Here is a 20,100-nt window from a genome sequence, read left to right as displayed (position 1 = left end):
GCATGGCCCGTGCGCACTGACGCGCGGCTGAACACCGCGCGTGTCGACGCTACGCGCGCGGCGCGAGCAGGGCGGCGGCGTGCTGCAGCCGCCACTCGAGGCTCGGATCCGGCGGCGAGCCGGTCGAGTCGAGCGGCACGGTCCGCACGCCCGCACCGATCTCGACGGCGAGCGAGGCGCGCGCATTCGGCGTCCACTCGGACGGAGCATCCACCGAGACCTCCACGGGCGTGCCGCGCCAATGGAGCATGCGGATCGGATGGGCCGTCTCGAGCACGATCGGGTCGGCCCACGGCACGTCGTACTGCGCGACGGCGGTGTCGTCCGGCAGCACCGAGAGCCACTCGAGGTTCGCGGCGATGCTGTCGACGAGCGCCGCGGTCACCGCGCCCCGGTCGACGCCCGGCTGGATGCCGAGCAGCGCGACGTGGATGCGCACCGGCGTGCCCTCGATCTCGCGCGTCGCGCCGACGAGCACCGTGCGGCCGTGCGCGTTGAGGCTGCCCGTCTTGCCGCTGTCGATGCCGGCGGAGCCGAGCGCCTCGTTGGAGTTCGTCACGGCGCCGACCCGCGGGAGCGTCGTCGCGGCCATCCCGGTGATCTCTCGCAGCGCGGGCCGGGCGTCGACCTCGTCCATGAGCTGGATGAGCCCCGCGGTCGTGGCGAGGCCGCGATCGCTCAAGCCGCTCGCGTCGGCGACCGTGACGCCCTCGATGCCGTGCTCGGCGAGCCACTGCTGCGCGGCGGCGACGTAGGCGTCGTGGCTGCCGAAGGCCCAGTCGGCGAGCGTCACCGTCGCGTTCGACGCGCTCATGAGCATGGCCGCCTCGAGCAGCTGGCGCTGCGTCAGCACGTCGCCCGCGGCCACCGGCAGCACGGTCGCGCCGTCGCGGACGCCCGCGGCGAGGTGCGCGACATCGCCGTCGTCGAGCACGATCGACGGCCCCTGCTCACCGACCGCCAGGGGTCGCGCGTCGAGCAGCACGAGCGCGAACAGCAGCTTGGCGATGCTCGCCATCGGTCGGGCCGCCGGATCGCCCGTGGCGCCCGCCGCGCCGGCGACGCCCTCGACCTCGAACCCCGCGGCCTCGATGCCGGCGGGCCACGCGATGCCGCTCGCCGCGCCGACGTCGACCAGCACCTCGTCGACGCTGAGCGCCGGGGCAGGCGGTGCTGCGCTCGCGACGGTCACGCCGCCGCCGACAGCGAGGGCGATCGCCGTGAGCCCCGTGAGCGCGACGTGTGCGCCGCGGATGCGGCGCGGTCGCCGCGCGGGCGGTGCGGGCTCGAGCGGCGGTCGGTTCGACAGGGATCGGGGGCGGTGTGTCTGCAGCGTGGTCACGTCCTCGGCTCGTGGCGGGTGTGCTGGTGCGGGGGCAGCTGGTGCGGGGCTGGTGCAGCGGTGCGATGGCGGGGCTCGCTCGCGACATGCGCTCACCGCGCGCGGCTCCGCAGGGGTGCAACCGATAACAGCGTGCGCATATTCCTCCCCGCCGCCCGCGCGGGCCCGGTCGCGGCATCCGGCAGAATCGTCTCCATGCCCGCAGCCGACGAACCGCTCGCCAAGGTCGTCCTCATCGGCGGAGCGTCGGGCTCCGGCAAGTCGCGCATCGCCGAGCAGTCGGGACTGCCCGTGCTGCGGCTCGACGACTTCTACCGCGAGGGCGACGACCCTGCGCTCCCCCGCCTCGAGACGGGCGAGATCGACTGGGACCACCCCGGCTCGTGGCACCTCGACCGAGCGATCGACGCACTTGAGGAGCTCGCCCGCACGGGCCGCACGGCCGCCCCGGTCTACGACATCTCGCGCAGCGCATCCGTCGGCTCCCGCGACGTCACCCTCGACGGTGCCCCGCTCTTCGTCGCCGAGGGCGTCTTCGTCGGCGAGGTCGTCGCCCTCGCCGAGCGCCGCGGGATCCTCGCCGACGCGATCTGCGTGCACCGCTCCCGCTGGGTGACGATGGGGCTGCGGTTCGTGCGCGACCTGCGCGAGCGTCGCAAGGCGCCGCTGTTCCTCGTCAAGCGCGGCATGCTGCTCGCGCGCCGCGAGCCGGTGATCGTCGCCCGGCTGACGGATGCGGGGTGCCGGCCCGTGCGCGTGCACGCGGCCAGTCGGATGCTCGCGCGCGCCGCGCGTCGGGGCTGACGCCGCTACTCCTCGATCTGCACCTCCTTGCCGTCGACGACCACGTAGGTCGCCGTGCGGAAGGGGGCGGGGGTGAGCGCCATCGCGACGGCACCGCTCGCGGCGACGCGCACGTCCGTCACGTCGAAGCCCGAGGGGCGGGCGACGTCGTCGAAGAGCCGCTTGCCTGGCCCGACGACCGTGGGGAAGACGATCAGGCGCAGCTCGTCGAGCAGCTGCTCGGCGATGAGCGTCTGCAGCAGCTGCCACGAGCCGTGCACCTGCAGCTCGCCGTCGCCCGCGTCCTTGAGGCGACGGATGCGCGCGACCACGTCGTCCGCGATGATCGCCTCGGTGCCGGCCCACGAGGCATCCGCCGCTCCCATCGTCGTCGAGACGACGTGCTTCGGCGCCGTGTTGAGGCGCTGCGCGACGGGGTCGGCCGGGTCGGTGACCTGCGGCCAGTAGTCGGCCATCATGCGGTAGGTGACCCGGCCGAACAGCAGCGCGTCAGTGCGCTCGAACCAGCCGACGACGACCTCGCCGACCGTCTCGTCGAAGGCCGGCGCGACCCAACCGCCGTACCGGAAGCCGCCGCTCGTGTCCTCGTCGGCCCCGCCCGGGCCCTGCATGACGCCGTCGAGCGTCATGAACTCGTGCGCGATCAGGCGCATCGCTCCTCCTCGTCCGGGGCCGCGACCGCGCTCGTCGCACTGCGGCGTGGTCGAGCATGCTCGCGGCGGCGGCACCTGGCAAGGGGCGCGATCGGCGGACCGCCGCGCGGCCCAGCGTCAGGTGCCCGGGACTCCCTGCTCGCCGCCGAGCATCTGCACGACGTCGGTGCGCGGCACCCGGATCGCCGAGGGCAGTGCCGGATCGATCACGATGTCGTCGACGTGCGCGAGCGCCTCCAGCAGCGGGAGCAGCGTGCGGTGCGTCAGCAGCTGCGGATCGCCGGGCAGCCCGAACGCGCGCCAGGAGTCCATGTCGAGGAACACCGGCAGCACGCGGAGCGCACCGTCGAGTGCGACGCGCGGCTGCCCGCCGTCGACCGCGATCGCGACGGGCACCTGCTGCAGGCCGAGCGCGACCGCTGCGATGTCGCCGCGGTGCAGGCCCTCGCGCAGGCGCGCGACGGCATCCATCGCCGCTGGACTCATGTCGGTCATCGTCGCCTCGCCATTCGTGATCGTACCGGGCGGCGATCGCTGAGAGCCCACCGTCGGACGCCACCCCGACGTCACAGATCGCCACGTTCTGTGTCAGAGATCCCTGTGAATGAACCGAATCTGACTGGCAGTCGACGGGCGAGAGTGCTAATCTGGCTCCGCTCCTCGGGGCCAGCCCCGAGGGTGGCCAGAGACACCGGGACCGTCGCATGGGGGCGGCGGCCCGACGTTGAGGAGGTGGTTGTCAATGGCACTGACCTTCGACCCGTTCCGCGAGATGGACCGCATGGCCGCTCGACTGCTCACGAGCGGCGGCTCGGAGCGAGCCTCGAGCTGGATGCCGATGGATCTCTACCGCGCGGGCGATCACTACATCGTGAACGTCGACCTGCCGGGCGTCGACCCCGGCTCGATCGACCTCGATGTCGACGCGAACACGCTGACGATCCAGGCCGAGCGCACGATCGGTGCGCAGGACGGCGCGCAGTGGCTCGCGCAGGAGCGACCCGCGGGTCGATACATGCGGCAGCTGGGGCTCGGCAACGACGTCGACCTGGAGCAGATCCAGGCGCACTACGAGCACGGCGTGCTCATGCTCACCATCCCGGTCGCCGAGCGCGCGAAGCCCCGCAAGATCACGGTCGAGCAGCGGGAGCGGCAGTCCGAGATCAGCTCGGGCGGCGACTCGCAGCAGAGCGACGCCCTCGCTGGAGCCGGCGCCTCGACCGACAGCTAGCGCGGCTCTACGCCCCACGCGGCGGCGCCCTCGTCCCCAGCGGACGGGGGCGCCGCCGCGCGCGCATGCGCTCGCCGCGCCTCGCGGCGCGCGATCGCGAGCCACGTGCGCGGCCCCGCGAGCCATCCGATGACGGTCGAGACGACGATCGACCCGACGACGTAGATCGCGGCGACGATCCAGAAGCCCACGACGCCCGTCAGCAGCACGACGAGCCCGAGCAACCAGCTCGAGAGCGTCGACAGCACCGCCTGCAGCGCGGTGCCGATCGCGGCGCCGCGGAAGGTGACGGCCACCGCCGACGGCACGCCGGCCCGCCGCATACGGCGCGTGCTGAGCCAGCAGCCGAGCGCCATCGCGCCCACCGCGAGCAGCACGAGCCCGAGCACGAGCGGCACGAGCGGCGAGCCGTCGAGCTGCTCGACCCACTCGACGACCGGGCGGCCCCACTCGACGTCGTCGAACAGGTCGACGACCGCCGAGCGCACGATGAGCAGCACGATCGCCGCGACGAGCAGGCCCCACACGAGGCTCGCGCCCGCCGCGACCAGCGAGAGCCCGGCCGCACCAGCGGCACGGACCGCCGCGCGCTGGCCCGCGTCGAGCGGATCGGGCGGAGCCGGCCTGTGCGCACGGCTCACCGCGGCCCCGGCTCCCCGCGCAGCTCGACACGCGTGAGCTCGGCCTCGTCGCGCGCCCGGGCCTCGGCCTCCTCCGCCTCGGCGAGGGCGCGGAAGTCGACGCGCGGCCGGGCGGTCGAGAGGAAGAGCCAGCCGAAGAGCAGGCCGACGCCACCCGTGAGCACGATCGCGATCGCGAGCAGCGAGAACAGCAGCGTCCACATCGAGCCGATCGTGAGCGACGCCGAGCTCGACGCGAGCACGAAGAAGAGGCCGCCGAAGAGCGCGCCCGGCCACACGACGATGCCGATGAGCCCGGTCGCCGCCGTGGTGCAGAGCCAGGCGAGCCACGTCGAGCGGTGCGGCTTCGCGAGATCGGCCGACTTCGCCCACAGCGCGTTCGCCAGCCAGCCGAGGGCGAGCACGACTCCGCCGATGAGCAGCCCGATGAGCACCGTCGCGCCGACGCGCTCGGGCGTCGACCAGAGCGAGACGACGGTCGTGAAGGAGTCGGCCTCGAAGTCGGCCACGTCGTCGCCGGTGCTGTGCAGCAGGTACGCGAACCCGACGATCATGAAGAACGCCGTGAGGAAGTGCGTCGCGAGCGCCATGAGCGTCTGGCCGACCCACGAGCTGAGGATGGCCGCGGTGCGCTGCCGCTTCGTCCACTGGATGCGCGGCGGCACCATGACGAGCTGGACCGGCTGGGCGCCGTAGGGCGAGGCGCCATACGGGCCAGCACCATACGGGCCAGCGCCGTACGGGCCAGCGCCGTACGGGAGCGGCTGTCCGTAGCCGGGCGCCACCTGTGGGTAGCCGTACGCGGGCGGGCCGTAGCCGGGCGCCGGCTGGCCGTAGCCGCTCGGCACGAACCGCTGCGGCATCGAGTCGGCCACCGCCGGCACGAGCCCCGGCGGCAGCATCGCGCCCTGCGGCGGGAAGCCGGCTGCGGGGTTCACGACGCCGTGCGCGGGCACGCCGACCGGGCCGAGCGCGAGCCGCTCGCGACGCAGCCGAGCTCGCTCCTCGGCGCGCGTCTCCAGCGCCTTCGCGGGCACGAGCGTGTCGGCCGGCGGCGGAGCCTGCGCCCGGAGCTGCCGGGCGCGCCCTGCCGCGGCGGCGCGCGAGGCGGCGTCCGCGGGCACGGGGGTGTCGGCGCCGGGCGGCGGCGGAGCGCCGGCCGGGTCGCCGGGATCGGTGAGCGCCACGATCGATCAGTCCCTGATCGATGCGCCGCGCGGCTCGGACCGCGGCCGAGGAGAGTCGGTCACGCCGACATCATCGCATCGCTCGCTGGAGCGGCGGCGAGCGGCCGGGCCGGACGCGTCAGCGGCTCGGGCGCCAGAGCACGACCGAGCCGGGCTTCGACGGGCGCGCGCCCGCGCGGATCGTCGTGATGCCCGCGGTGCCGGCCGCGAAGACGCGGCGTCCCTGCTGCTGCATCACGGCATCCGCCAGCGCCGACTCGAGCTCGCGGACGCGCGTGCGCAGCTCGCGGTTCTCGTCGCTCATCTCGAGGATGCGACGGATGCCCTCGAGCGAGACGCCCTCGCCCGACAGCATCTGCACCTGCTTGAGCCGCCCGATGTCGCGCATCGAGTAGCGGCGGGTGTTGCCCGCCGTGCGGCTCGGCTGCACGAGGCCCAGCCGGTCGTACTGGCGCAGCGTCTGTGCGTGCAGGCCGGCCAGCTCGGCGGCCGCCGCGATCGAGAAGATCGGCGACGTCTCGTCGAAGCCGGCCGGCACGGGCGCCATCAGGCAGCCTTCGCCTTCGCGAGCAGCTCGGCTCGCGGCGACTCGCTCGGTCCGGCCTCGACGAACTTCTCGAGGTGCTCGACCTGCTCCTTCGTGAGGTGGCTCGGCACCGCGACCTGGATGGTCGCGAGCAGGTCGCCCGTGCCCTTCCGGCCCGCGACCCCGCGGCCCTTCACGCGCAGCACGCGGCCCGAGGGCGTGCCGGGTGCGACCTTGAGCCGCACCGGGCCGCCGCCGAGCGTCGGCACCTCGATCGTCGCCCCGAGCGTCGCCTCGGCGAACGTGACGGGCACGTCGACGCGGAGGTTGAGGCCGTCCATCGTGAAGACCGGGTGCGGCCGCACCTGCAGGGTGAGGATGAGGTCGCCGGGCTCGCCCCCGCTCGGCGAGGGGTCGCCCTTGCCGGCGAGCTTGATCTTCTGGCCGTCGTGCACGCCCGCAGGCACCTTGACGGTCATCGACTTGCCGGCGACGGTGAGCTTGAGCGTGTCGCCCTGCACCGCCGACGTGAAGTCGAGCGCCGCGCGAGCGGTGACGTCGCGCCCCTTGGCCGGTCGGCGGGCACCGAAGGGGCTGCCGCCGCCGAACATGCCGCCGAGCAGGTCGTCGAAGTCGCCCTGCGAGTACTGCACCCGCGGGCCGCCGCCGAAGCCGCCGAACACGTCCTCGAAGCCGCCGGAGCCGCCCGGCGCGAACCGCGGACGGCCACCGGCCATCGCGCGGACCGCGTCGTACTCCTGCCGCTGCTTCGGGTCGGAGAGCACCGCGTGCGCCTCAGAGATCTCCTTGAAGCGCGCCTCGGCCTTGGCGTCGCCCGGATTGGAGTCCGGGTGGAACTGCCGCGCGAGCTTGCGGTACTGCTTCTTCAGATCGGCAGGCGCGACGTCCTTCTGCACGCCGAGGGTGGCGTAGAAGTCCTTGTCGAACCAGTCGTTGCTGGCCATGCGCCTCCCCCGACTACTCGGCCGGGACGAACACCGCGACCTTGGCGGCGCGCAGCATGCGGTCGCCGACGCGGTAGCCCGACTGCACGACATCGGCGACGACCATCTCGGTCACCTCCGGGTTCGGCAGCTGGGCGATCGCCTCGTGCTTGTCGATGTCGAACGCCTCGCCGACCTCACCGAGCTTCACGACGCCCAGCTGCTCGAACGAGCCGCGCAGCTTCTGCGCCACGATCGCGAGCGGTCCCTCGGCGAGGTCGCCGTGCTTCTCGGCGAGGTCGAGGTCGTCGAGCGCCGGCAGCATCGCCTTGATGACGGATGCGGTCGTCGCGTCGCGGTCGCCCGCACGCTCCCGCTCGGTGCGATTGCGGTAGTTGACGTACTCGGCCCGCAGCCGGGCGAGCTCGTCGAGCTGCGCGGCCGACTTGGCCTCGAAGCTCGCCCGCTCGGCCTCGATGGCCGCGGCCTCGCTCTCGAGCAGGGCACGGTCCTCGTCGGTCAGGTCGTCTTGTCCTGAGCCTGCCGAAAGGTCGGAGGCAGGCGCCTCGTCGGTGCCTGCGGCCGCGCCGTCAGCCGCATCCGCTGCCCCGGCGTCGGCCGAGGCGGACGCCGCCGCGGGTGCGGCGGCGTCCGTCGACGCGTCGGGGGCCGAAGCGGGCTCGACGGGCTCGGTGGGCTCGTTCTGCATGTTCGACTCCTCGCGCTCGCTCACGGCTGCTTCTTCTCGTCCTCGTCGTCCACGACCTCGGCGTCGACGACGTCGTCCTCGGCGGAGGGGGCGTCGCCCTGGGGCGCCTCGCCGCCCTCGGCACCGTCGGCCGGCTGCTGCGCCTGCGCCTGCTGGTAGATCGCCTCGCCGAGCTTCGACTGCGACTGCTGCAGCCGCTCGACGGCCGTCTTCACGGCCTCGTCGTCGTCGCCAGCGAGGGCCGACTTCACCGCATCCACATCGGTCTGCACCTCGGACTTCACGTCGTCGGGCAGCTGCTCCGCGTTGTCGGTCAGCACCTTCTCGACCGAGTAGACGAGCGTCTCGCCGGTGTTGCGCAGCTCGGCGGCCTCGCGGCGGGCGTGGTCGGCTGCCGCGTTCTCCTCGGCGTCCTTGACCATGCGCTCGATGTCGTCCTTCGAGAGGCTCGAGCCGCCCGTGATCGTCATCGACTGCTCCTTGCCGGTGCCCTTGTCCTTCGCCGACACGTGCACGATGCCGTTCGCGTCGATGTCGAACGTGACCTCGACCTGCGGGATGCCGCGGGGCGCCGGTGCGATGCCGGTGAGCTCGAACGTGCCGAGCGGCTTGTTGTCGCGGGTGAAGTCGCGCTCGCCCTGGAAGACCTGGATCGCGACGGAGGGCTGGTTGTCCTCGGCGGTCGTGAAGGTCTCGGAGCGCTTCGTCGGGATGGCGGTGTTGCGCTCGATGAGCTTCGTCATCATGCCGCCCTTGGTCTCGATGCCGAGCGACAGCGGAGTGACGTCGATGAGCAGCACATCCTTGCGCTCACCCTTCAGCACGCCGGCCTGGAGGGCGGCGCCGACGGCGACGACCTCATCCGGGTTCACGCTCTTGTTGGGCTCCTTGCCGCCCGTGAGCTGCTTCACGAGCTCGGTGACGGCGGGCATGCGGGTCGAGCCGCCGACGAGCACGACGTGCGCGATGTCGCCGACCTTGATGCCGGCCTCGCGGATGACGTCCTCGAAGGGCTTGCGGGTGCGCTCGAGCAGGTCCTTCGTCATGTTCTCGAACTGGGCGCGCGTGAGCGTCTCCTCGAGGTTGGCGGGGCCGTTCTCGGTGAGCGAGAAGTAGGGCAGCTGGATGCTCGTGGTCGACGACGACGACAGCTCCTTCTTCGCCTGCTCGGCGGCCTCCTTGAGGCGGCGCATCGCGATCTTGTCCTTCGACACGTCGACGCCCGACTGCTCCTGGAAGCGCTTCTTCAGCCACTCGACGACGCGGTCGTCCCAGTCGTCGCCGCCGAGGCGGTTGTCGCCGGCGGTCGAGCGCACCTGGATCGTGGAGAAGTCGTCGTCCTTGCCCACCTCGAGGAGCGAGACGTCGAACGTGCCGCCACCGAGGTCGAAGACGAGGATGAGCTCGTCCTCCTTGCCCTTGTCGAGGCCGTAGGCGAGCGCGGCCGCGGTCGGCTCGTTGATGATGCGGAGCACGTTGAGGCCCGCGATCTCGCCGGCTTCCTTCGTGGCCTGGCGCTCGGCGTCGTTGAAGTAGGCAGGCACGGTGACGACCGCGTCGGTGACGGGCTCGCCGAGGTACGTCTCGGCGTCGCGCTTCAGCTTGCCGAGGATGCGCGCCGAGATCTCCTGGGGCGTGTACGCCTTGCCGTCGATGTCCTGCTTCCAGCCGGTGCCCATGTGGCGCTTGACCGACGAGATGGTGCGGTCGACGTTCGTGACCGCCTGGCGCTTCGCGGGCTCGCCGACGAGCGTCTCGCCCTCCTTGACGAAGGCGACGACCGACGGGGTCGTGCGGAAGCCCTCCGCGTTGGCGATGACGGTGGGCTCGCCGCCGTCGAGGAACGCGACGACGGAGTTGGTGGTGCCGAGGTCGATGCCGACTGCTCGTGCCATGGTTGTGCCTCCTGTTCGCAGCTGCGCTGCGTCTGACTGCTGTGACTGCTCTGCCTGATTCCGGCGGAGGAGACCACCGACATCACGGGGAGCATCCGTGGATGCGCCCTAGCCGGTGATCTCGTCCCCCGGAACCGCAGGTGCGACTTGAGTCGCGATGGCTCAAGTTTCGCACCTTGAGTCGAGTGCAGTCAAGTTTCGCTCCTGTGCATCGCCCGTGAATGCTGGCAGCCGGTAGCGTTGACGTCGTGGTGAGAGGCAACCGGCGGCTGCACCGCGAGAGCACCCGGCACACCCTCGCCTCGCTCATCGCGGGCGCGTTCGCGGCACTCGCCGTGCTGGGGATGGGCCTCATCGCCGACGTCGACCTCTCGACGCGATCGTCGCTCGCGAGCGTGCTGACGCTCGCATTCGGCGCCTACGGCCCCACGTTCCTCTGGCTCTCGCACCTCGCCTTCCGCTCGCTCTCGGGCGACCGGCTGCGCGCGCGGCTGCGTCGCTCGGAAGAGCTGAGCGCGCTCGTGCGGGTGCTCTACGGCGGCGGCCCGACGTCGTGGGCGGTGCTCATCGTCGTGGTCGGGGTCATCTCGGTCGTGCTCCTCGCGACCAGCGGCGAATCGATCGACCTCTGGCTCATCGCCTCGTGCGTGCTCGGGGTCGGCGGCACGTGGGTGCTGCTCGTCGCCGTGTTCGCCGTCGAGCACATGCGCGGCTGGGCGGAGCGAGGCGGCCTCGAGTTCCCGGGCGACGAGCAGCGCGACTTCTCCGACTTCGTCTACCTCTCCGTGCAGCTCTCGGCCACGTTCTCGTCCGCGGACGTCGCGCTCACGAGCCGACCGGCGCGACGCCTCGTCACCCTGCAGTCGATCGTCGGCTTCGCGTACAGCACGGTCATCATCGCGGTCTTCGCCTCGCTGCTCATCTCGCTCGCCGCCTGAGCATCCTGCGCGGCCGGGACGCGCGGCTCGGCGCGACACCTCCCGTTCGCCTGCCGGCCCTACGCTCATGCCATGAGCGCTCCTCAGCAGCCGACCGGCGCATCCGCGGCCGACAGCCCCTCCCCCGACGGCGCGTCGCCCGACGGTCTCGTGCAGCCGTCGCAGGTCGGCATCGCGCCGCTGCCGCGCCGCGAGCTGAGCCGCCGCGCCACCGCGTGGGCGCTGTGGGACTGGGGCTCCGCGTCGTTCAACGCGGTCGTGACGACGTTCGTCTTCAGCCGGTACATCGCATCCGACCTCTTCGTCGACCCCGAGATCGTCGAAGCAGGCGGCGACGGGCTCACGCGCGCGCTCGCCGACAACGCCTCGATCGTGGCGTGGGCGATCGCGGTCGCCGGGCTGCTGGTCGCGCTGCTCGCGCCCGTCATCGGCCAGCGGTCGGATGGCGGCGGTCGCCGCAAGCTGTGGGTCGCGGTCAACACCGGGGTCACCATCCTCGCGATGATCGGCATGTTCTTCGTGACGCCGGTGCCCGAGTACCTGTGGCTCGGCGCGGCGCTCCTCGCGGCGGGCAACCTCTTCTTCGAGTTCGCGTCGGTCAACTACAACGCGATGCTGCACCAGGTCTCGACGAAGGCGGCGCTCGGCCGCACCTCCGGCTACGGCTGGGGCATGGGCTACGTGGGCGGCATCGTGCTGCTCGCGCTGCTGCTCGTGCTCTTCATCTTCCCGCTCGGCGGCGAGGGCAACGGCGTGCTCGGCATCCCGACCGGCCGCGAGGGCGGCTCGCTCGACGTGCGCCTCGCGGTGCTCGCGAGCGCGTTCTGGTTCCTCATCTTCGCGCTGCCGCTGCTGCTCAAGGTGCCCGAGCTGCCGCCGACCGGTGTCGTGCCCAAGCGGGTCGGCATCCTCGAGTCGTACCGCATCCTCTTCGGCACCATCGCCCGGATCGGCCGCACCGCGCCGAAGACGCTGCTGTTCCTCGTCGCCTCGGCAGTCTTCCGCGACGGGCTCTCGGGCGTCTTCACGTTCGGCGCCATCATCGCGTCGTCGGTCTTCGGCTTCAGCGCGACCGAGGTCATCCTCTTCGCGATCGCCGCGAACGTCGCCGCGGGCGCCGGCACCTTCGTGGGCGGGTGGGCCGACGACCGGTTCGGCCCCAAGCTCGTGATCGTCCTGTCGCTCGTCATCCTGTCGCTCTCGGGCCTCGCGGTGCTGTTCGTCGAGGGCAAGGGGCTGTTCTGGGTCTTCGGCCTCGCGCTGTCGACCTTCGTCGGGCCGGTGCAGTCCGCCTCGCGCTCGTTCATGGCCCGCATCACGCCCGAGGGTCGCGAGGGCGAGATGTTCGGCCTCTACGCGACGACCGGCCGCGCGGTCTCGTTCCTCGCGCCGACGCTCTTCGGCATCTTCGTCTCGGTGACGGGCGACACCCGCTTCGGCATCCTCGGCATCGTGGTCGTGCTGCTCGCGGGCCTGCTGCTCGTGCTGCCCGTGCACCCGAAGCCCACGGTGATCGAGGACGACCGGGCGGTGCGCGCGCCGTAGTCGTGGGTGTTCCCGGTACGGATCGGCGGGTGTGCCTGCCAGCACCCGTGATCCGGTACGGGAGATCTGGCGTGCTCGGAATCGGCGGTACCGGGTTGCGGGTGCGCGAGCCGTCGACCCGCGACCCGGTACCAGGACCCGTCGCCGACCCCGACCGCTCCCTGCTCCGGCTCACCCACAAGCCGGTGCGGATGCCGCACGCGCGCAGCGCGGGCTGGGTCACCATGCGCGGGTGAATCGTCGAGCACCGCTCCCCCACCCCTTCGGCGACGGGCCGTTCGCGGTCGCGGCCGCGCTCGACGGCGGCGTCTCGCCGAGCAGGCTCCGCAGCGCTGACCTCGTGGCGCCGTTCCCGGGGGTTCGCGCCTTGCGCGAGCCGGCAGACGTGATGGAGCTGGCTGCCGCGTTCGCGCAGCGCATGCGACCCGGACACGTGTTCGCCGGCGTCACGGCGGGTCGCATGTGGGCACTCCCGATCGCTGGCGCGTGGGAGCGCTCGGAACCGCTCGTCATCGGCGTGCCGGCCGGAACGATTCGGACGCGAGCGAAGGGGGTGCGCACGCGCGAGTTCGACACTTCGAGGCTCGAATCGGGCACCCTCGACGGGCTCCCGCTGCTCGGGCCGGCTTCGACCGTGATGTCGCTCGCGCGGGAGACGGCCCACGTCGATCTCGTCGTGCTGATCGACGCGCTCGTGACGCCCTCGAAGCGGTATCGCGACCTGCGACTCGTGCGCCGGCCGTTCACCGATCCCGCAGCGCTCGCCGCGTTCGCCGAGCGGTGTCGCGGGCTCCATGGCGCCTCCGCGTTCGCCGCGGCCCTGGCAGACGTGCGCGTCGGCGCCGACTCGCCGCAGGAGTCACGCTCTCGGCTCGCCATCGTCGCCGCGGGCCTGCCGGAGCCGGTCGTGCAGTTCGAGGTGTGGCTCGACGGGGTGCTGCGCGCCGAGCTCGATCTCGCCTACCCGGACTGGAAGATCGCGATCGAGTACGAGGGCGAGCACCACCTGACCGATGCCGCGCAGTGGGCGAAGGACATCCGCCGTCAGGAGCTGCTCGAGTCGCTCGGATGGATCGTGATTCGCGCGACGAAGGCCGACCTGCAGCACGGCGGTCGACGGCTCGTCCAGCGCGTGCGCGCCGCGCTGGCGCGCCGAGGCATCGCGGCCTGATGGCTTCCGGCACGGGTTCGCGGGTGCTCGCTCCGGCGACGCGCAGATCCGTGCGACCGGGCGTGAGGCGTCGGAGGCGCCGGTACGGGTCTGCGGGTGCTGCCCGGGCGCACCCACTGACTCGTACCGGAGACCGCGCTTGCGGATGCGCGAGCATGGGGGCATGCGAGCGGGGACGCGGGGCATCACGAGCATCGAGCTGCTGCTCGACGAGCAGGCCGAAGCGCGCGTGCGCGCCGATTGGGATGCGCTCGCGGCCGCCGGGATGTCGAGCATGGCGGCGCACACCTCCGCGAGCAACCGCCCGCACGTCACGCTGCTCGCGCGCCCGACGGCAGTGCCGCAACCTCTGCGCGTCGAGGCCGCGCTCCCCCTGCCCCTCGTGCTCGGCCCGCCGCTGCTGCTCGGCGAGGGCGAGCGGCGGGTGCTCGCACGCTCGATCGTGCCGTCGGCGGCGCTGCTCGCGCTGCAGGCGGCCGTGCTCGATGCGACGGGCGAGGGCGACGAGGCTGCGCTCTTCGCGCCGGGCCGCTGGATGCCGCACGTCACGCTCGCACGGCGCATCCGACTCGTCGACCTGCCGGGGGCGCTCGGCCGCCTCGGACCGCCCATCGAGGCGCACGGCGTCGCGCTGCGCCGATGGGATGCCGCGACCGCGACCGTCTCGACCGTCGCGATGGGCTGAGGGCGGCTAGGCCGGCCAGGCCTCGGCGAGCTTCGCGAGCAGGCGGGCGAGCTCGGCGCGCTCCGCCGGCGCGAGCGCCTCGGCCGCCGTCGCGACCTCGGCCGCACGAGCCTCGGCATGCGCGGCGATGTGCGCGCGCCCCGCCTTCGTGGCCTCGATGACCACCCGCCGACCATCGGTCGGGTCGGGGATGCGCCGCACGAGCCCGGCGTCGGCGAGCGACTGCACGAGGCGGGATGCGCGCGGCTGGTCGACGCCGATCGCATGGCCGAGATCGGTGATCGAGCGCGGCGCCTCTGCGCGCACGATCGCATGCAGCATCCGGCGCGCACCCATGGCGCCGCGCGGGCCGCCCCCGCGGCGCGGGTTGCCGTCGCCGTGCGGATGGTCGTCGTCGTGCGGATGGTCGTGGTCGGCGTCGATGGCGTCATGGCCGCGGGCCCGACCGCGCTGGCCGTGGCCGGCGCCTGGACCGCCGTCGACGTGCGGCGGGCGGCCGAAGCCGCCCGGACCGCCGCGACCCGTTCTCGGAGGTCGACGCATGCCGATGCGATCGAGCGCCTCGGCGATGCGTGCGACGTCGTCGTCGTCGGAACCTGATGCTTGACGAGTGGCGGACATGTATGTCATTCTACATGTACATGCACAATGACATGCAGTTGCCCGGGTCGACTGGGCGGCACGCAGCCGGAGGGCTGCTTCACGACGAGAGGAGATCGCGATGCGATCCGATGAGCACTTCACCCACGACGGCCGACCCGAGTCCGAGGACGGCCAGCCCACGCCCGAGCAGGAGGACGGCACCGAGCAGCAGACGGTCGCGACCGACGCCGAGCAGCACGAGCACGCCGAGCACGAGCACGCCGAGCACGCGGACGGGCATCAGCACGAGCACGCGCGCGAGCACCACGCCGCGCACGAGCACGGGGCGCACCCTTGCTGCCCGCACGGCCACGGCCACGGCCACGGCCACGGCGGACGCGGTCACGGCGGACGCCGTCACGGCGGCGGCCACGGCTTCGGCCACGCCCACGGGTTCGGCCACGGCGAGGGCCAGGGCCACGGCGAAGGCCACCGCCATGGCTTCGGCCCCCGACGCGACCACGGCCACCCCACCATCGCGCGCAGCATCATGAAGTCGGCACGGCGCATCCGCCGGTCGGGCCTGTCGCCCGAGCAGCTGCAGCACCGCATCGCGGCGACCGTCAGTCACGCCGACTACGTGACGACCATGCGCACGCTGCGGCGCATCGGCATGGAGCTGCGCGACCAGCACTGACCCCCGGGCCACGAAGGCGCTCCTGCTTCGGCAGGGGCGCCTTCGTCGTCGCACGAGCGCGGGCGAATAGATCGAGTCGTCGGGCGTTGGCTTCAGTGACCGGCGCACGACATCGAGGGCTACAGGCAGCTCATGGACGTCAACCTGCACTCCGTCTTCTACGGCCTGCACTTCCAGCTGCCGCAGATCGTCGCCGCGGGCGGCGGCGCGGTCGTCAACACCTCGTCGATCCTCGGCGTCGTCGGCGACGCGAACGCGCTGCCGTACGTCGCCGCGAAGCACGGCGTCGCGGGGATGACGAAGTCGGCGGCGATCAGCTACGCCGACAAGGGCGTCCGCATCAACTCGGTGCACCCCGGCTACATCGACACCGCACTGCTGGCCGACCTGCCGAAGGACCTCTACGACGGCCTCGTCAGCAAGCACCCGATCGGCCGCCTCGGCAAGGCCGAGGAGGTCGCCGAGCTCGTGCTCTTCCTGCTGTCGGACAAGGCGAGCTACATCACGGGCTCGCAGCACCTCGTCGACGGCGGCTATACGGCGCAGTAGCTCTATGGCGCAGTAGCTCTATGGCGCAGTAGTGCCTGTGCCGCGCAGCGCTGCTTCCGAGGGCCGGTCCGCGATCGCGGGCCGGCCCTCGTCGCGCTCACACGAGCGGGTCGCCCGGGCGCACGCGCTCCGCCTCGAGCGACGGATGCCCGAGCACCCGACCGATGAAGTGGCCGCTGCCGCCGACGAGCGTGACGTCGAGGTCGAGGTCGGTCGCGACCATCCAGGCGGGCGTCGCGTGCGGCGCGGCGGGCCACAGCAGATTGGGCGTGCGGCCAGGGTCGGGCCAGTCCTGCCGCCATCCGAGCCCTGCCGTCTCGACCCAGCGCGGGTCGCGCAAGGCGCTCAGTCGTCCGCGCAGCAGCACGTGGTCGCGGCCCTGGCCGTCGCGCGGCAGCCCGAGCCCGTCCCCGCGCTCCATCGCCGCCCGGATCTCGGGATCGACCGAGGCGAGCCGCGCGACGCGCGCCTCCGCCTCGGCCTCGGCCTCGCGCTGCGCGCGCTCCGCGGAGGTGAGCCCGTCGTCAGGCCAGAAGAAGAAGGCGGCAGACCCGCTCGGGTCGAGCCCGCTCCCCTCCCAGACGGCCGCGAGCACCTCCGCATCGCCGTGCTCGTCGAGCAGCAGCTCGGTGAGCGGGCTCAAGAGCGGCAGCGGGACGTCGCCGGCGTGCGGCTCGTGGATCTGTCCGCCCTTGGGGAGGGTGTGCCCGTCGAGCATGCGGCCACCGTCGGGCAGGTCGTGCCCGCGCTCGCCGAAGCGCGAGAGCCAGGCGGTATGCGGCTGCCGCTCGCCGAGGCGGTCGCCGATGAGGGTCGCGGCCTCGGCCCAGGTGAGCTCGCGGTCCTCGAGCGGCAGCTGCCCCCACTCGTCGGGCGCGGCGCCGGCGACCGGGGTGCTGAGCGTCGCGGGGTGCAGGATGCGCGCGTAGGCGTCGAAGACGGGCGGCACGACCGAGGCGACCGTGCCGTCGAGATCGTGCAGCGCCTCCTGCACCCAGCGCGCGACCTCGACGTCGCGCTCGACCCGCAGCGGCCCGGCCATGAGCCTCAGCCGCTCAGTCGGTCGTGTCGGCGTCGAGCACCGTGCGGTGGAAGCTCTGGAACGAGCGCGACGCCGTCGGCCCCCGCTGCCCCTGGTAGCGGTTGAGGTTGGCGCCCTGGCCGTACGGGTGCTCCGACGGCGAGGAGAGCTGGAAGTAGCAGACCTGCCCGATCTTCATGCCCGGCCACAGCTTGATCGGCAGCGTCGAGACGTTCGAGAGCTCGAGCGTCACGTGGCCCGAGAACCCGGGATCGATGAAGCCGGCGGTCGAGTGCGTCAGGAGCCCGAGGCGGCCGAGCGACGACTTGCCCTCGAGCCGCGCCGCGACGTCGTCGGGTAGCGTCACGCGCTCGTATGTGGCGCCGAGCACGAACTCGCCGGGGTGCAGGATGAACGCCTCGTCGGGTCCCACCTCGACGAGCCGCGTGAGGTCGGGCTGGTCCTCGGCGGGGTCGATGAACGGGTACTTGTGGTTGTCGAAGAGCCGGAAGCCGCGGTCGAGCCGCACGTCGACGCTCGAGGGCTGCACCATCCCCAGGTCGAGCGGATCGAGGCCGAGGTCGCCCGACGCGAGTCGGGCACGGATGTCGCGGTCGCTGAGCAGCACGGGCCGAGCGTACCGCCCGCGCCGAGCCCGCAACTTGCTCGTGCGGCATTCAGGCCGATGGAGGAAGATGGGCCACGACAGACGGCTGCGAGGAGGTGACCATGGCTGTGCATCGCAACCGACGGCTCGAGGACTGGATCGAGCTCGCCTCGGCCGCCGTGGAGCGCGCTCGCCGGTCGCTCGGCGACGCGGAGGTCGCGCGCCGCACCGAGGCCTCGGTCTCGGACGAAGACTACGAGACGACCGTGCGCGTGCTGCGCACGCTCGGCCGCGACCTGCAGGCGACCACGACCGACTTCAGCGCGCTCGACGCGCGGCTGCGCGGCGGCTCGCACGGCGAGCACGCGCCGCATGTGCCCGAGGCCCCGGAGGATGTGGCGGATGCCCCATCGCCCGAGGGCGCGGACGCGACCGATCCCGCGGGGTCGGCCGAGGCATCCGCCCAGCCGCTCGCTCCGGGCGAGCAGCCGGCGCTCGACGGGCTCTCGCCGAGCGAGTACGCCGCGCTGCGCCCCGCGGAGCTCGCCAAGCGCCTCGCGCGGCTGCGCAACCCGATCCTGCCGCACCCGCGGCACGGGCGCGCGAAGTAGCGCGCGGCCGCGTCAGCGCGCCCAGACGCCGCGGGCGATGCAGTACACGCCGTAGAACATGAGGCCCACGGCGATCGCGATGAGGGCCAGGACGCCGCCCGGCACAGTCGTGAGCGACTGGAGCGCGCCGTCGAGCCCGCCGGCCTCGCCCGGCTGGCCCATCGCACCGGCGATGACGAAGAGCGCCCCGACGATGGTGACCGCGATGCCCTTGGCGACGAAGCCGGGCGCGCCGAGCGTCTCGACGAGACGGCGGAAGCGGCGAGGAGGGTCGACGTCCTCGAAGAAGCTGCGGCGCACGCCGCGGAGCACGAAGGCGATGCCGACGCCCGCGATGACGAGCCCCGCGATGCCGAGCACCCACGGGCCGAGCGGATGCTCGAGCACCCTCGACGAGAACGACTCGGTCGTCTCCTCGCCGTCGATCGAGCCGCCGACCGCGAAGACGAGCGCGGTGCCGCCCACGACGGCGTGACCGATGCCGCGCCCGGCAGCGCGCAGGGCATCGCGGCGCTCGTCGCGCGAGGAGGCGACCGCGATCACGAACGCGTGCAGCGCGAGCCCGACGAGCGCGATGCCCACGACCCACAGCGCGAGCCCGCCGAAGGGTGTCTCGCGCAGCGTGCGCATCGCGCCGGACTGATCGGCCGAGCCGCCTCCGCCGAGCGCGACGCCGAGCGCGATGCCTCCGATGAGCATGTGGACGACGCCGTTGGCCGACTGGCCGACGGCCTCCACCCAGCCGGCCGCACGGTGATCGTCGACCTCGGCCGCGGCGTCCTGCGCCTTGTGGGCAGCGCGGTCGACGCCGTTCGCCGCGCCCTCCGCGCTCATCTGCCGGGCCGGATCATCGCGACCAGAGGCCGCGCGCGAAGCAGTAGACGCCGTAGAGCATGAGCCCGAGGGCGATCGCGACGAGCGCGATCACACCGCCCGGCACGGTCGTGAGCGACTGCAGCGCACCGTCGAGCCCACCGGCCTCCTCCGGGTCGTGCTGCACGGCCGCGACGATGAAGAGCACGCCGACGATCGCGATGGCGAGGCCCTTCGCGACGTAGCCCGCGGTGCCGAGCACGTCGACGAGCCGGCGCCAGCGGGAGGGCGGGGCGACGTCCTCGCGGAACTTCTGCTTCACGCCCTTCACGACGAAGTACGCGCCGACCGCGGCGATCCCGGCGCCCACGAGTCCGACGAGCACCGCGCCGAACGGGTTCGCCATGAGCTGCGCGGAGAACGACTGCGCCTGCGACTCGCCGTCGGAGCTACCGCCGGTCGCGGCGACGAGCGCGGTCGAGCCGACCGCGCCGTAGGCGATGCCCTTGGCCGCGTCCTTGACCGCGTCCTTCCAGTCGCGACGCGACTCGGCGATGGCGGTGACGAACGCGAGCAGCGCGAGCCCGACCATCGCGAGCCCCACCGCCCACAGCGCGATGCCGCCGACCGGGGTCTCGCGGATGGCCTGCATGGCGCCCGACTGGTCGGCCGAGCCTCCGCCGCCGAACGCGATCCCGAGCGCGATGCCGCCGATCACGAGGTGCACGACGCCGTTCGCGATCTGCCCGGCGCCCTGCACCCACGAGGCCGCGCGATGCTGCTCGGCGCCCGCCGCCGCGTCCTGCGCCTTGTCGGTCGCCCGACCCGCCGCGTCCTTCGCCGTCGATGCCCGAGGCCGAGATCTTCCACCAGTGCTCATGTGCCCCACGCTAACGCTCAAGAGTGTCGATGGTTTCTCATCAAGTCGCTGGTGCGCTCGGCGAGGCAG

Annotated in this window: 25 protein-coding genes; 10 read left to right on the top strand and 15 right to left on the bottom strand. The window is 72.9% G+C overall.

Going from position 1 to position 20,100, the window contains the following annotated elements; translation table 11 throughout:
• Positions 1–49: 49 nt before the first annotated feature.
• Positions 50–1,342, bottom strand: coding sequence for a D-alanyl-D-alanine carboxypeptidase family protein (locus ABD106_RS10015; protein ID WP_343919934.1), 1,293 nt, complete (start codon positions 1,340–1,342; stop codon positions 50–52).
• A 195-nt stretch (positions 1,343–1,537) separates the two neighbouring features.
• On the opposite strand from ABD106_RS10015, the gene ABD106_RS10010 reads away from it, so the two are divergent.
• Positions 1,538–2,146 (top strand): uridine kinase family protein, encoded by a 609-nt coding sequence (locus tag ABD106_RS10010; protein WP_343919932.1) that lies wholly within the window; start codon positions 1,538–1,540, stop codon positions 2,144–2,146.
• Between the two features lie 5 nt (positions 2,147–2,151).
• Here ABD106_RS10010 and ABD106_RS10005 read toward each other — a convergent pair whose 3' ends face one another.
• Both ABD106_RS10005 and ABD106_RS10000 read right to left on the bottom strand, forming a co-directional pair.
• Positions 2,152–2,799: a dihydrofolate reductase family protein gene (locus ABD106_RS10005; protein WP_343919930.1), complete on the bottom strand. Its 648-nt coding sequence runs from the start codon at positions 2,797–2,799 to the stop codon at positions 2,152–2,154.
• Positions 2,800–2,916: 117 nt separating this feature from the next.
• The gene (locus ABD106_RS10000; RefSeq protein WP_343919928.1) at positions 2,917–3,285 is read right to left on the bottom strand and encodes a hypothetical protein; all 369 of its coding nucleotides are present in this window, start codon (positions 3,283–3,285) and stop codon (positions 2,917–2,919) included.
• Positions 3,286–3,541: 256 nt separating this feature from the next.
• On the opposite strand from ABD106_RS10000, the gene ABD106_RS09995 reads away from it, so the two are divergent.
• Complete coding sequence (locus ABD106_RS09995; protein WP_343919926.1) at positions 3,542–4,030, top strand: Hsp20/alpha crystallin family protein; 489 nt, start codon at positions 3,542–3,544, stop codon at positions 4,028–4,030.
• Here the strand turns inward: ABD106_RS09995 and ABD106_RS09990 are convergent.
• The 6 genes from ABD106_RS09990 to dnaK form a co-directional block, all read right to left on the bottom strand.
• Positions 4,027–4,671 carry a hypothetical protein gene (locus ABD106_RS09990; RefSeq protein ID WP_343919924.1) on the bottom strand — a complete coding sequence of 215 codons (645 nt, stop codon included), beginning with the start codon at positions 4,669–4,671 and terminating at the stop codon, positions 4,027–4,029. The two genes, ABD106_RS09995 and ABD106_RS09990, sit on opposite strands and share 4 nt — an antisense overlap.
• Positions 4,668–5,858, bottom strand: a complete 1,191-nt coding sequence (locus ABD106_RS09985; protein ID WP_343919922.1) for a hypothetical protein — start codon at positions 5,856–5,858, stop codon at positions 4,668–4,670. Before ABD106_RS09985 ends, ABD106_RS09990 begins: the two co-directional genes overlap by 4 nt.
• A 118-nt stretch (positions 5,859–5,976) precedes the next feature.
• Positions 5,977–6,405 carry a heat shock protein transcriptional repressor HspR gene (locus tag ABD106_RS09980; protein ID WP_343919920.1) on the bottom strand — a complete coding sequence of 143 codons (429 nt, stop codon included), beginning with the start codon at positions 6,403–6,405 and terminating at the stop codon, positions 5,977–5,979.
• A complete protein-coding gene (locus ABD106_RS09975) occupies positions 6,405–7,349 on the bottom strand; it encodes a DnaJ C-terminal domain-containing protein (RefSeq protein ID WP_343919918.1) in 945 nt (314 codons plus the stop codon). The genes ABD106_RS09980 and ABD106_RS09975 overlap by 1 nt, the downstream gene beginning before the upstream one ends.
• A gap of 13 nt (positions 7,350–7,362) precedes the next feature.
• A complete protein-coding gene (locus ABD106_RS09970) occupies positions 7,363–8,061 on the bottom strand; it encodes a nucleotide exchange factor GrpE (RefSeq protein ID WP_343919916.1) in 699 nt (232 codons plus the stop codon).
• A complete protein-coding gene (gene dnaK / locus ABD106_RS09965; protein ID WP_343919914.1) occupies positions 8,058–9,932 on the bottom strand; it encodes a molecular chaperone DnaK in 1,875 nt (624 codons plus the stop codon). Before dnaK ends, ABD106_RS09970 begins: the two co-directional genes overlap by 4 nt.
• A 248-nt stretch (positions 9,933–10,180) precedes the next feature.
• On the opposite strand from dnaK, the gene ABD106_RS09960 reads away from it, so the two are divergent.
• The 4 genes from ABD106_RS09960 to ABD106_RS09945 all read left to right on the top strand — a co-directional run bounded on the left by ABD106_RS09960 (position 10,181) and on the right by ABD106_RS09945 (position 14,271).
• Positions 10,181–10,870: a DUF1345 domain-containing protein gene (locus tag ABD106_RS09960; protein WP_343919912.1), complete on the top strand. Its 690-nt coding sequence runs from the start codon at positions 10,181–10,183 to the stop codon at positions 10,868–10,870.
• A gap of 72 nt (positions 10,871–10,942) precedes the next feature.
• The gene (locus ABD106_RS09955; RefSeq protein WP_343919910.1) at positions 10,943–12,415 is read left to right on the top strand and encodes an MFS transporter; all 1,473 of its coding nucleotides are present in this window, start codon (positions 10,943–10,945) and stop codon (positions 12,413–12,415) included.
• Between the two features lie 232 nt (positions 12,416–12,647).
• On the top strand, positions 12,648–13,586 hold the full coding sequence (locus tag ABD106_RS09950; RefSeq protein WP_343919908.1) for an endonuclease domain-containing protein: 939 nt from the start codon (positions 12,648–12,650) through the stop codon (positions 13,584–13,586).
• Between the two features lie 163 nt (positions 13,587–13,749).
• Positions 13,750–14,271, top strand: coding sequence for a hypothetical protein (locus ABD106_RS09945; protein ID WP_343919906.1), 522 nt, complete (start codon positions 13,750–13,752; stop codon positions 14,269–14,271).
• 6 nt (positions 14,272–14,277) lie between these two features.
• Here the strand turns inward: ABD106_RS09945 and ABD106_RS09940 are convergent, their stop codons facing one another.
• Positions 14,278–14,592, bottom strand: a complete 315-nt coding sequence (locus tag ABD106_RS09940; protein WP_343919904.1) for a MarR family winged helix-turn-helix transcriptional regulator — start codon at positions 14,590–14,592, stop codon at positions 14,278–14,280.
• Between ABD106_RS09940 and ABD106_RS09935 the strand changes: the two genes are divergently transcribed.
• Positions 14,584–14,871: a hypothetical protein gene (locus ABD106_RS09935; protein WP_343919902.1), complete on the top strand. Its 288-nt coding sequence runs from the start codon at positions 14,584–14,586 to the stop codon at positions 14,869–14,871. The genes ABD106_RS09940 and ABD106_RS09935 overlap by 9 nt on opposite strands.
• Positions 14,872–14,971: 100 nt before the next feature.
• Here the strand turns inward: ABD106_RS09935 and ABD106_RS09930 are convergent, their stop codons facing one another.
• Entirely contained in the window at positions 14,972–15,382 is a 411-nt protein-coding gene (locus ABD106_RS09930) for a hypothetical protein (protein ID WP_343919900.1), read from the bottom strand.
• Positions 15,383–15,403: 21 nt separating this feature from the next.
• Between ABD106_RS09930 and ABD106_RS09925 the strand changes: the two genes are divergently transcribed.
• Together ABD106_RS09925 and ABD106_RS09920 are read left to right on the top strand one after the other, a co-directional pair.
• The gene (locus tag ABD106_RS09925; protein WP_343919898.1) at positions 15,404–15,550 is read left to right on the top strand and encodes a hypothetical protein; all 147 of its coding nucleotides are present in this window, start codon (positions 15,404–15,406) and stop codon (positions 15,548–15,550) included.
• 111 nt (positions 15,551–15,661) lie between these two features.
• The gene (locus ABD106_RS09920; RefSeq protein WP_343921042.1) at positions 15,662–16,099 is read left to right on the top strand and encodes an SDR family NAD(P)-dependent oxidoreductase; all 438 of its coding nucleotides are present in this window, start codon (positions 15,662–15,664) and stop codon (positions 16,097–16,099) included.
• A gap of 97 nt (positions 16,100–16,196) precedes the next feature.
• On the opposite strand, the gene ABD106_RS09915 is transcribed toward ABD106_RS09920, so the two are convergent.
• The gene (locus ABD106_RS09915) at positions 16,197–17,141 is read right to left on the bottom strand and encodes a hypothetical protein (protein ID WP_343919896.1); all 945 of its coding nucleotides are present in this window, start codon (positions 17,139–17,141) and stop codon (positions 16,197–16,199) included.
• A gap of 13 nt (positions 17,142–17,154) precedes the next feature.
• Complete coding sequence (gene dcd / locus ABD106_RS09910; RefSeq protein ID WP_343919894.1) at positions 17,155–17,748, bottom strand: dCTP deaminase; 594 nt, start codon at positions 17,746–17,748, stop codon at positions 17,155–17,157.
• A gap of 101 nt (positions 17,749–17,849) precedes the next feature.
• On the opposite strand from dcd, the gene ABD106_RS09905 reads away from it, so the two are divergent.
• A complete protein-coding gene (locus tag ABD106_RS09905) occupies positions 17,850–18,338 on the top strand; it encodes a hypothetical protein (RefSeq protein ID WP_343919892.1) in 489 nt (162 codons plus the stop codon).
• A gap of 12 nt (positions 18,339–18,350) precedes the next feature.
• On the opposite strand, the gene ABD106_RS09900 is transcribed toward ABD106_RS09905, so the two are convergent.
• Together ABD106_RS09900 and ABD106_RS09895 are read right to left on the bottom strand one after the other, a co-directional pair.
• Complete coding sequence (locus ABD106_RS09900; RefSeq protein WP_343919890.1) at positions 18,351–19,172, bottom strand: DUF1206 domain-containing protein; 822 nt, start codon at positions 19,170–19,172, stop codon at positions 18,351–18,353.
• Between the two features lie 13 nt (positions 19,173–19,185).
• Positions 19,186–20,031 carry a DUF1206 domain-containing protein gene (locus tag ABD106_RS09895; protein ID WP_343919888.1) on the bottom strand — a complete coding sequence of 282 codons (846 nt, stop codon included), beginning with the start codon at positions 20,029–20,031 and terminating at the stop codon, positions 19,186–19,188.
• Positions 20,032–20,100: the final 69 nt, after the last annotated feature.

The sequence above is a fragment of the Agrococcus citreus genome (assembly GCF_039527715.1).
GTDB lineage: Bacteria > Actinomycetota > Actinomycetes > Actinomycetales > Microbacteriaceae > Agrococcus > Agrococcus citreus.
This window is presented reverse-complemented; position numbering and strand designations above follow the sequence as displayed.

Excerpts from the sequence above, each read along its gene's own strand:
- ABD106_RS10010 (WP_343919932.1), top strand. The coding sequence starts at position 1,538 with ATGCCCGCAGCCGACGAACCGCTCGCCAAGGTCGTCCTCATCGGCGGA.
- ABD106_RS10005 (WP_343919930.1), bottom strand. The coding sequence starts at position 2,799 with ATGCGCCTGATCGCGCACGAGTTCATGACGCTCGACGGCGTCATGCAG.
- ABD106_RS10000 (WP_343919928.1), bottom strand. The coding sequence starts at position 3,285 with ATGAGTCCAGCGGCGATGGATGCCGTCGCGCGCCTGCGCGAGGGCCTG.
- ABD106_RS09995 (WP_343919926.1), top strand. The coding sequence starts at position 3,542 with ATGGCACTGACCTTCGACCCGTTCCGCGAGATGGACCGCATGGCCGCT.
- ABD106_RS09980 (WP_343919920.1), bottom strand. The coding sequence starts at position 6,405 with ATGGCGCCCGTGCCGGCCGGCTTCGACGAGACGTCGCCGATCTTCTCG.
- ABD106_RS09975 (WP_343919918.1), bottom strand. The coding sequence starts at position 7,349 with ATGGCCAGCAACGACTGGTTCGACAAGGACTTCTACGCCACCCTCGGC.
- dnaK (WP_343919914.1), bottom strand. The coding sequence starts at position 9,932 with ATGGCACGAGCAGTCGGCATCGACCTCGGCACCACCAACTCCGTCGTC.
- ABD106_RS09955 (WP_343919910.1), top strand. The coding sequence starts at position 10,943 with ATGAGCGCTCCTCAGCAGCCGACCGGCGCATCCGCGGCCGACAGCCCC.
- ABD106_RS09945 (WP_343919906.1), top strand. The coding sequence starts at position 13,750 with ATGCGAGCGGGGACGCGGGGCATCACGAGCATCGAGCTGCTGCTCGAC.
- ABD106_RS09935 (WP_343919902.1), top strand. The coding sequence starts at position 14,584 with ATGCAGCATCCGGCGCGCACCCATGGCGCCGCGCGGGCCGCCCCCGCG.
- ABD106_RS09940 (WP_343919904.1), bottom strand. The coding sequence starts at position 14,592 with ATGCTGCATGCGATCGTGCGCGCAGAGGCGCCGCGCTCGATCACCGAT.
- ABD106_RS09925 (WP_343919898.1), top strand. The coding sequence starts at position 15,404 with ATGAAGTCGGCACGGCGCATCCGCCGGTCGGGCCTGTCGCCCGAGCAG.
- ABD106_RS09915 (WP_343919896.1), bottom strand. The coding sequence starts at position 17,141 with ATGGCCGGGCCGCTGCGGGTCGAGCGCGACGTCGAGGTCGCGCGCTGG.
- ABD106_RS09905 (WP_343919892.1), top strand. The coding sequence starts at position 17,850 with ATGGCTGTGCATCGCAACCGACGGCTCGAGGACTGGATCGAGCTCGCC.
- ABD106_RS09900 (WP_343919890.1), bottom strand. The coding sequence starts at position 19,172 with ATGAGCGCGGAGGGCGCGGCGAACGGCGTCGACCGCGCTGCCCACAAG.
- ABD106_RS09895 (WP_343919888.1), bottom strand. The coding sequence starts at position 20,031 with ATGAGCACTGGTGGAAGATCTCGGCCTCGGGCATCGACGGCGAAGGAC.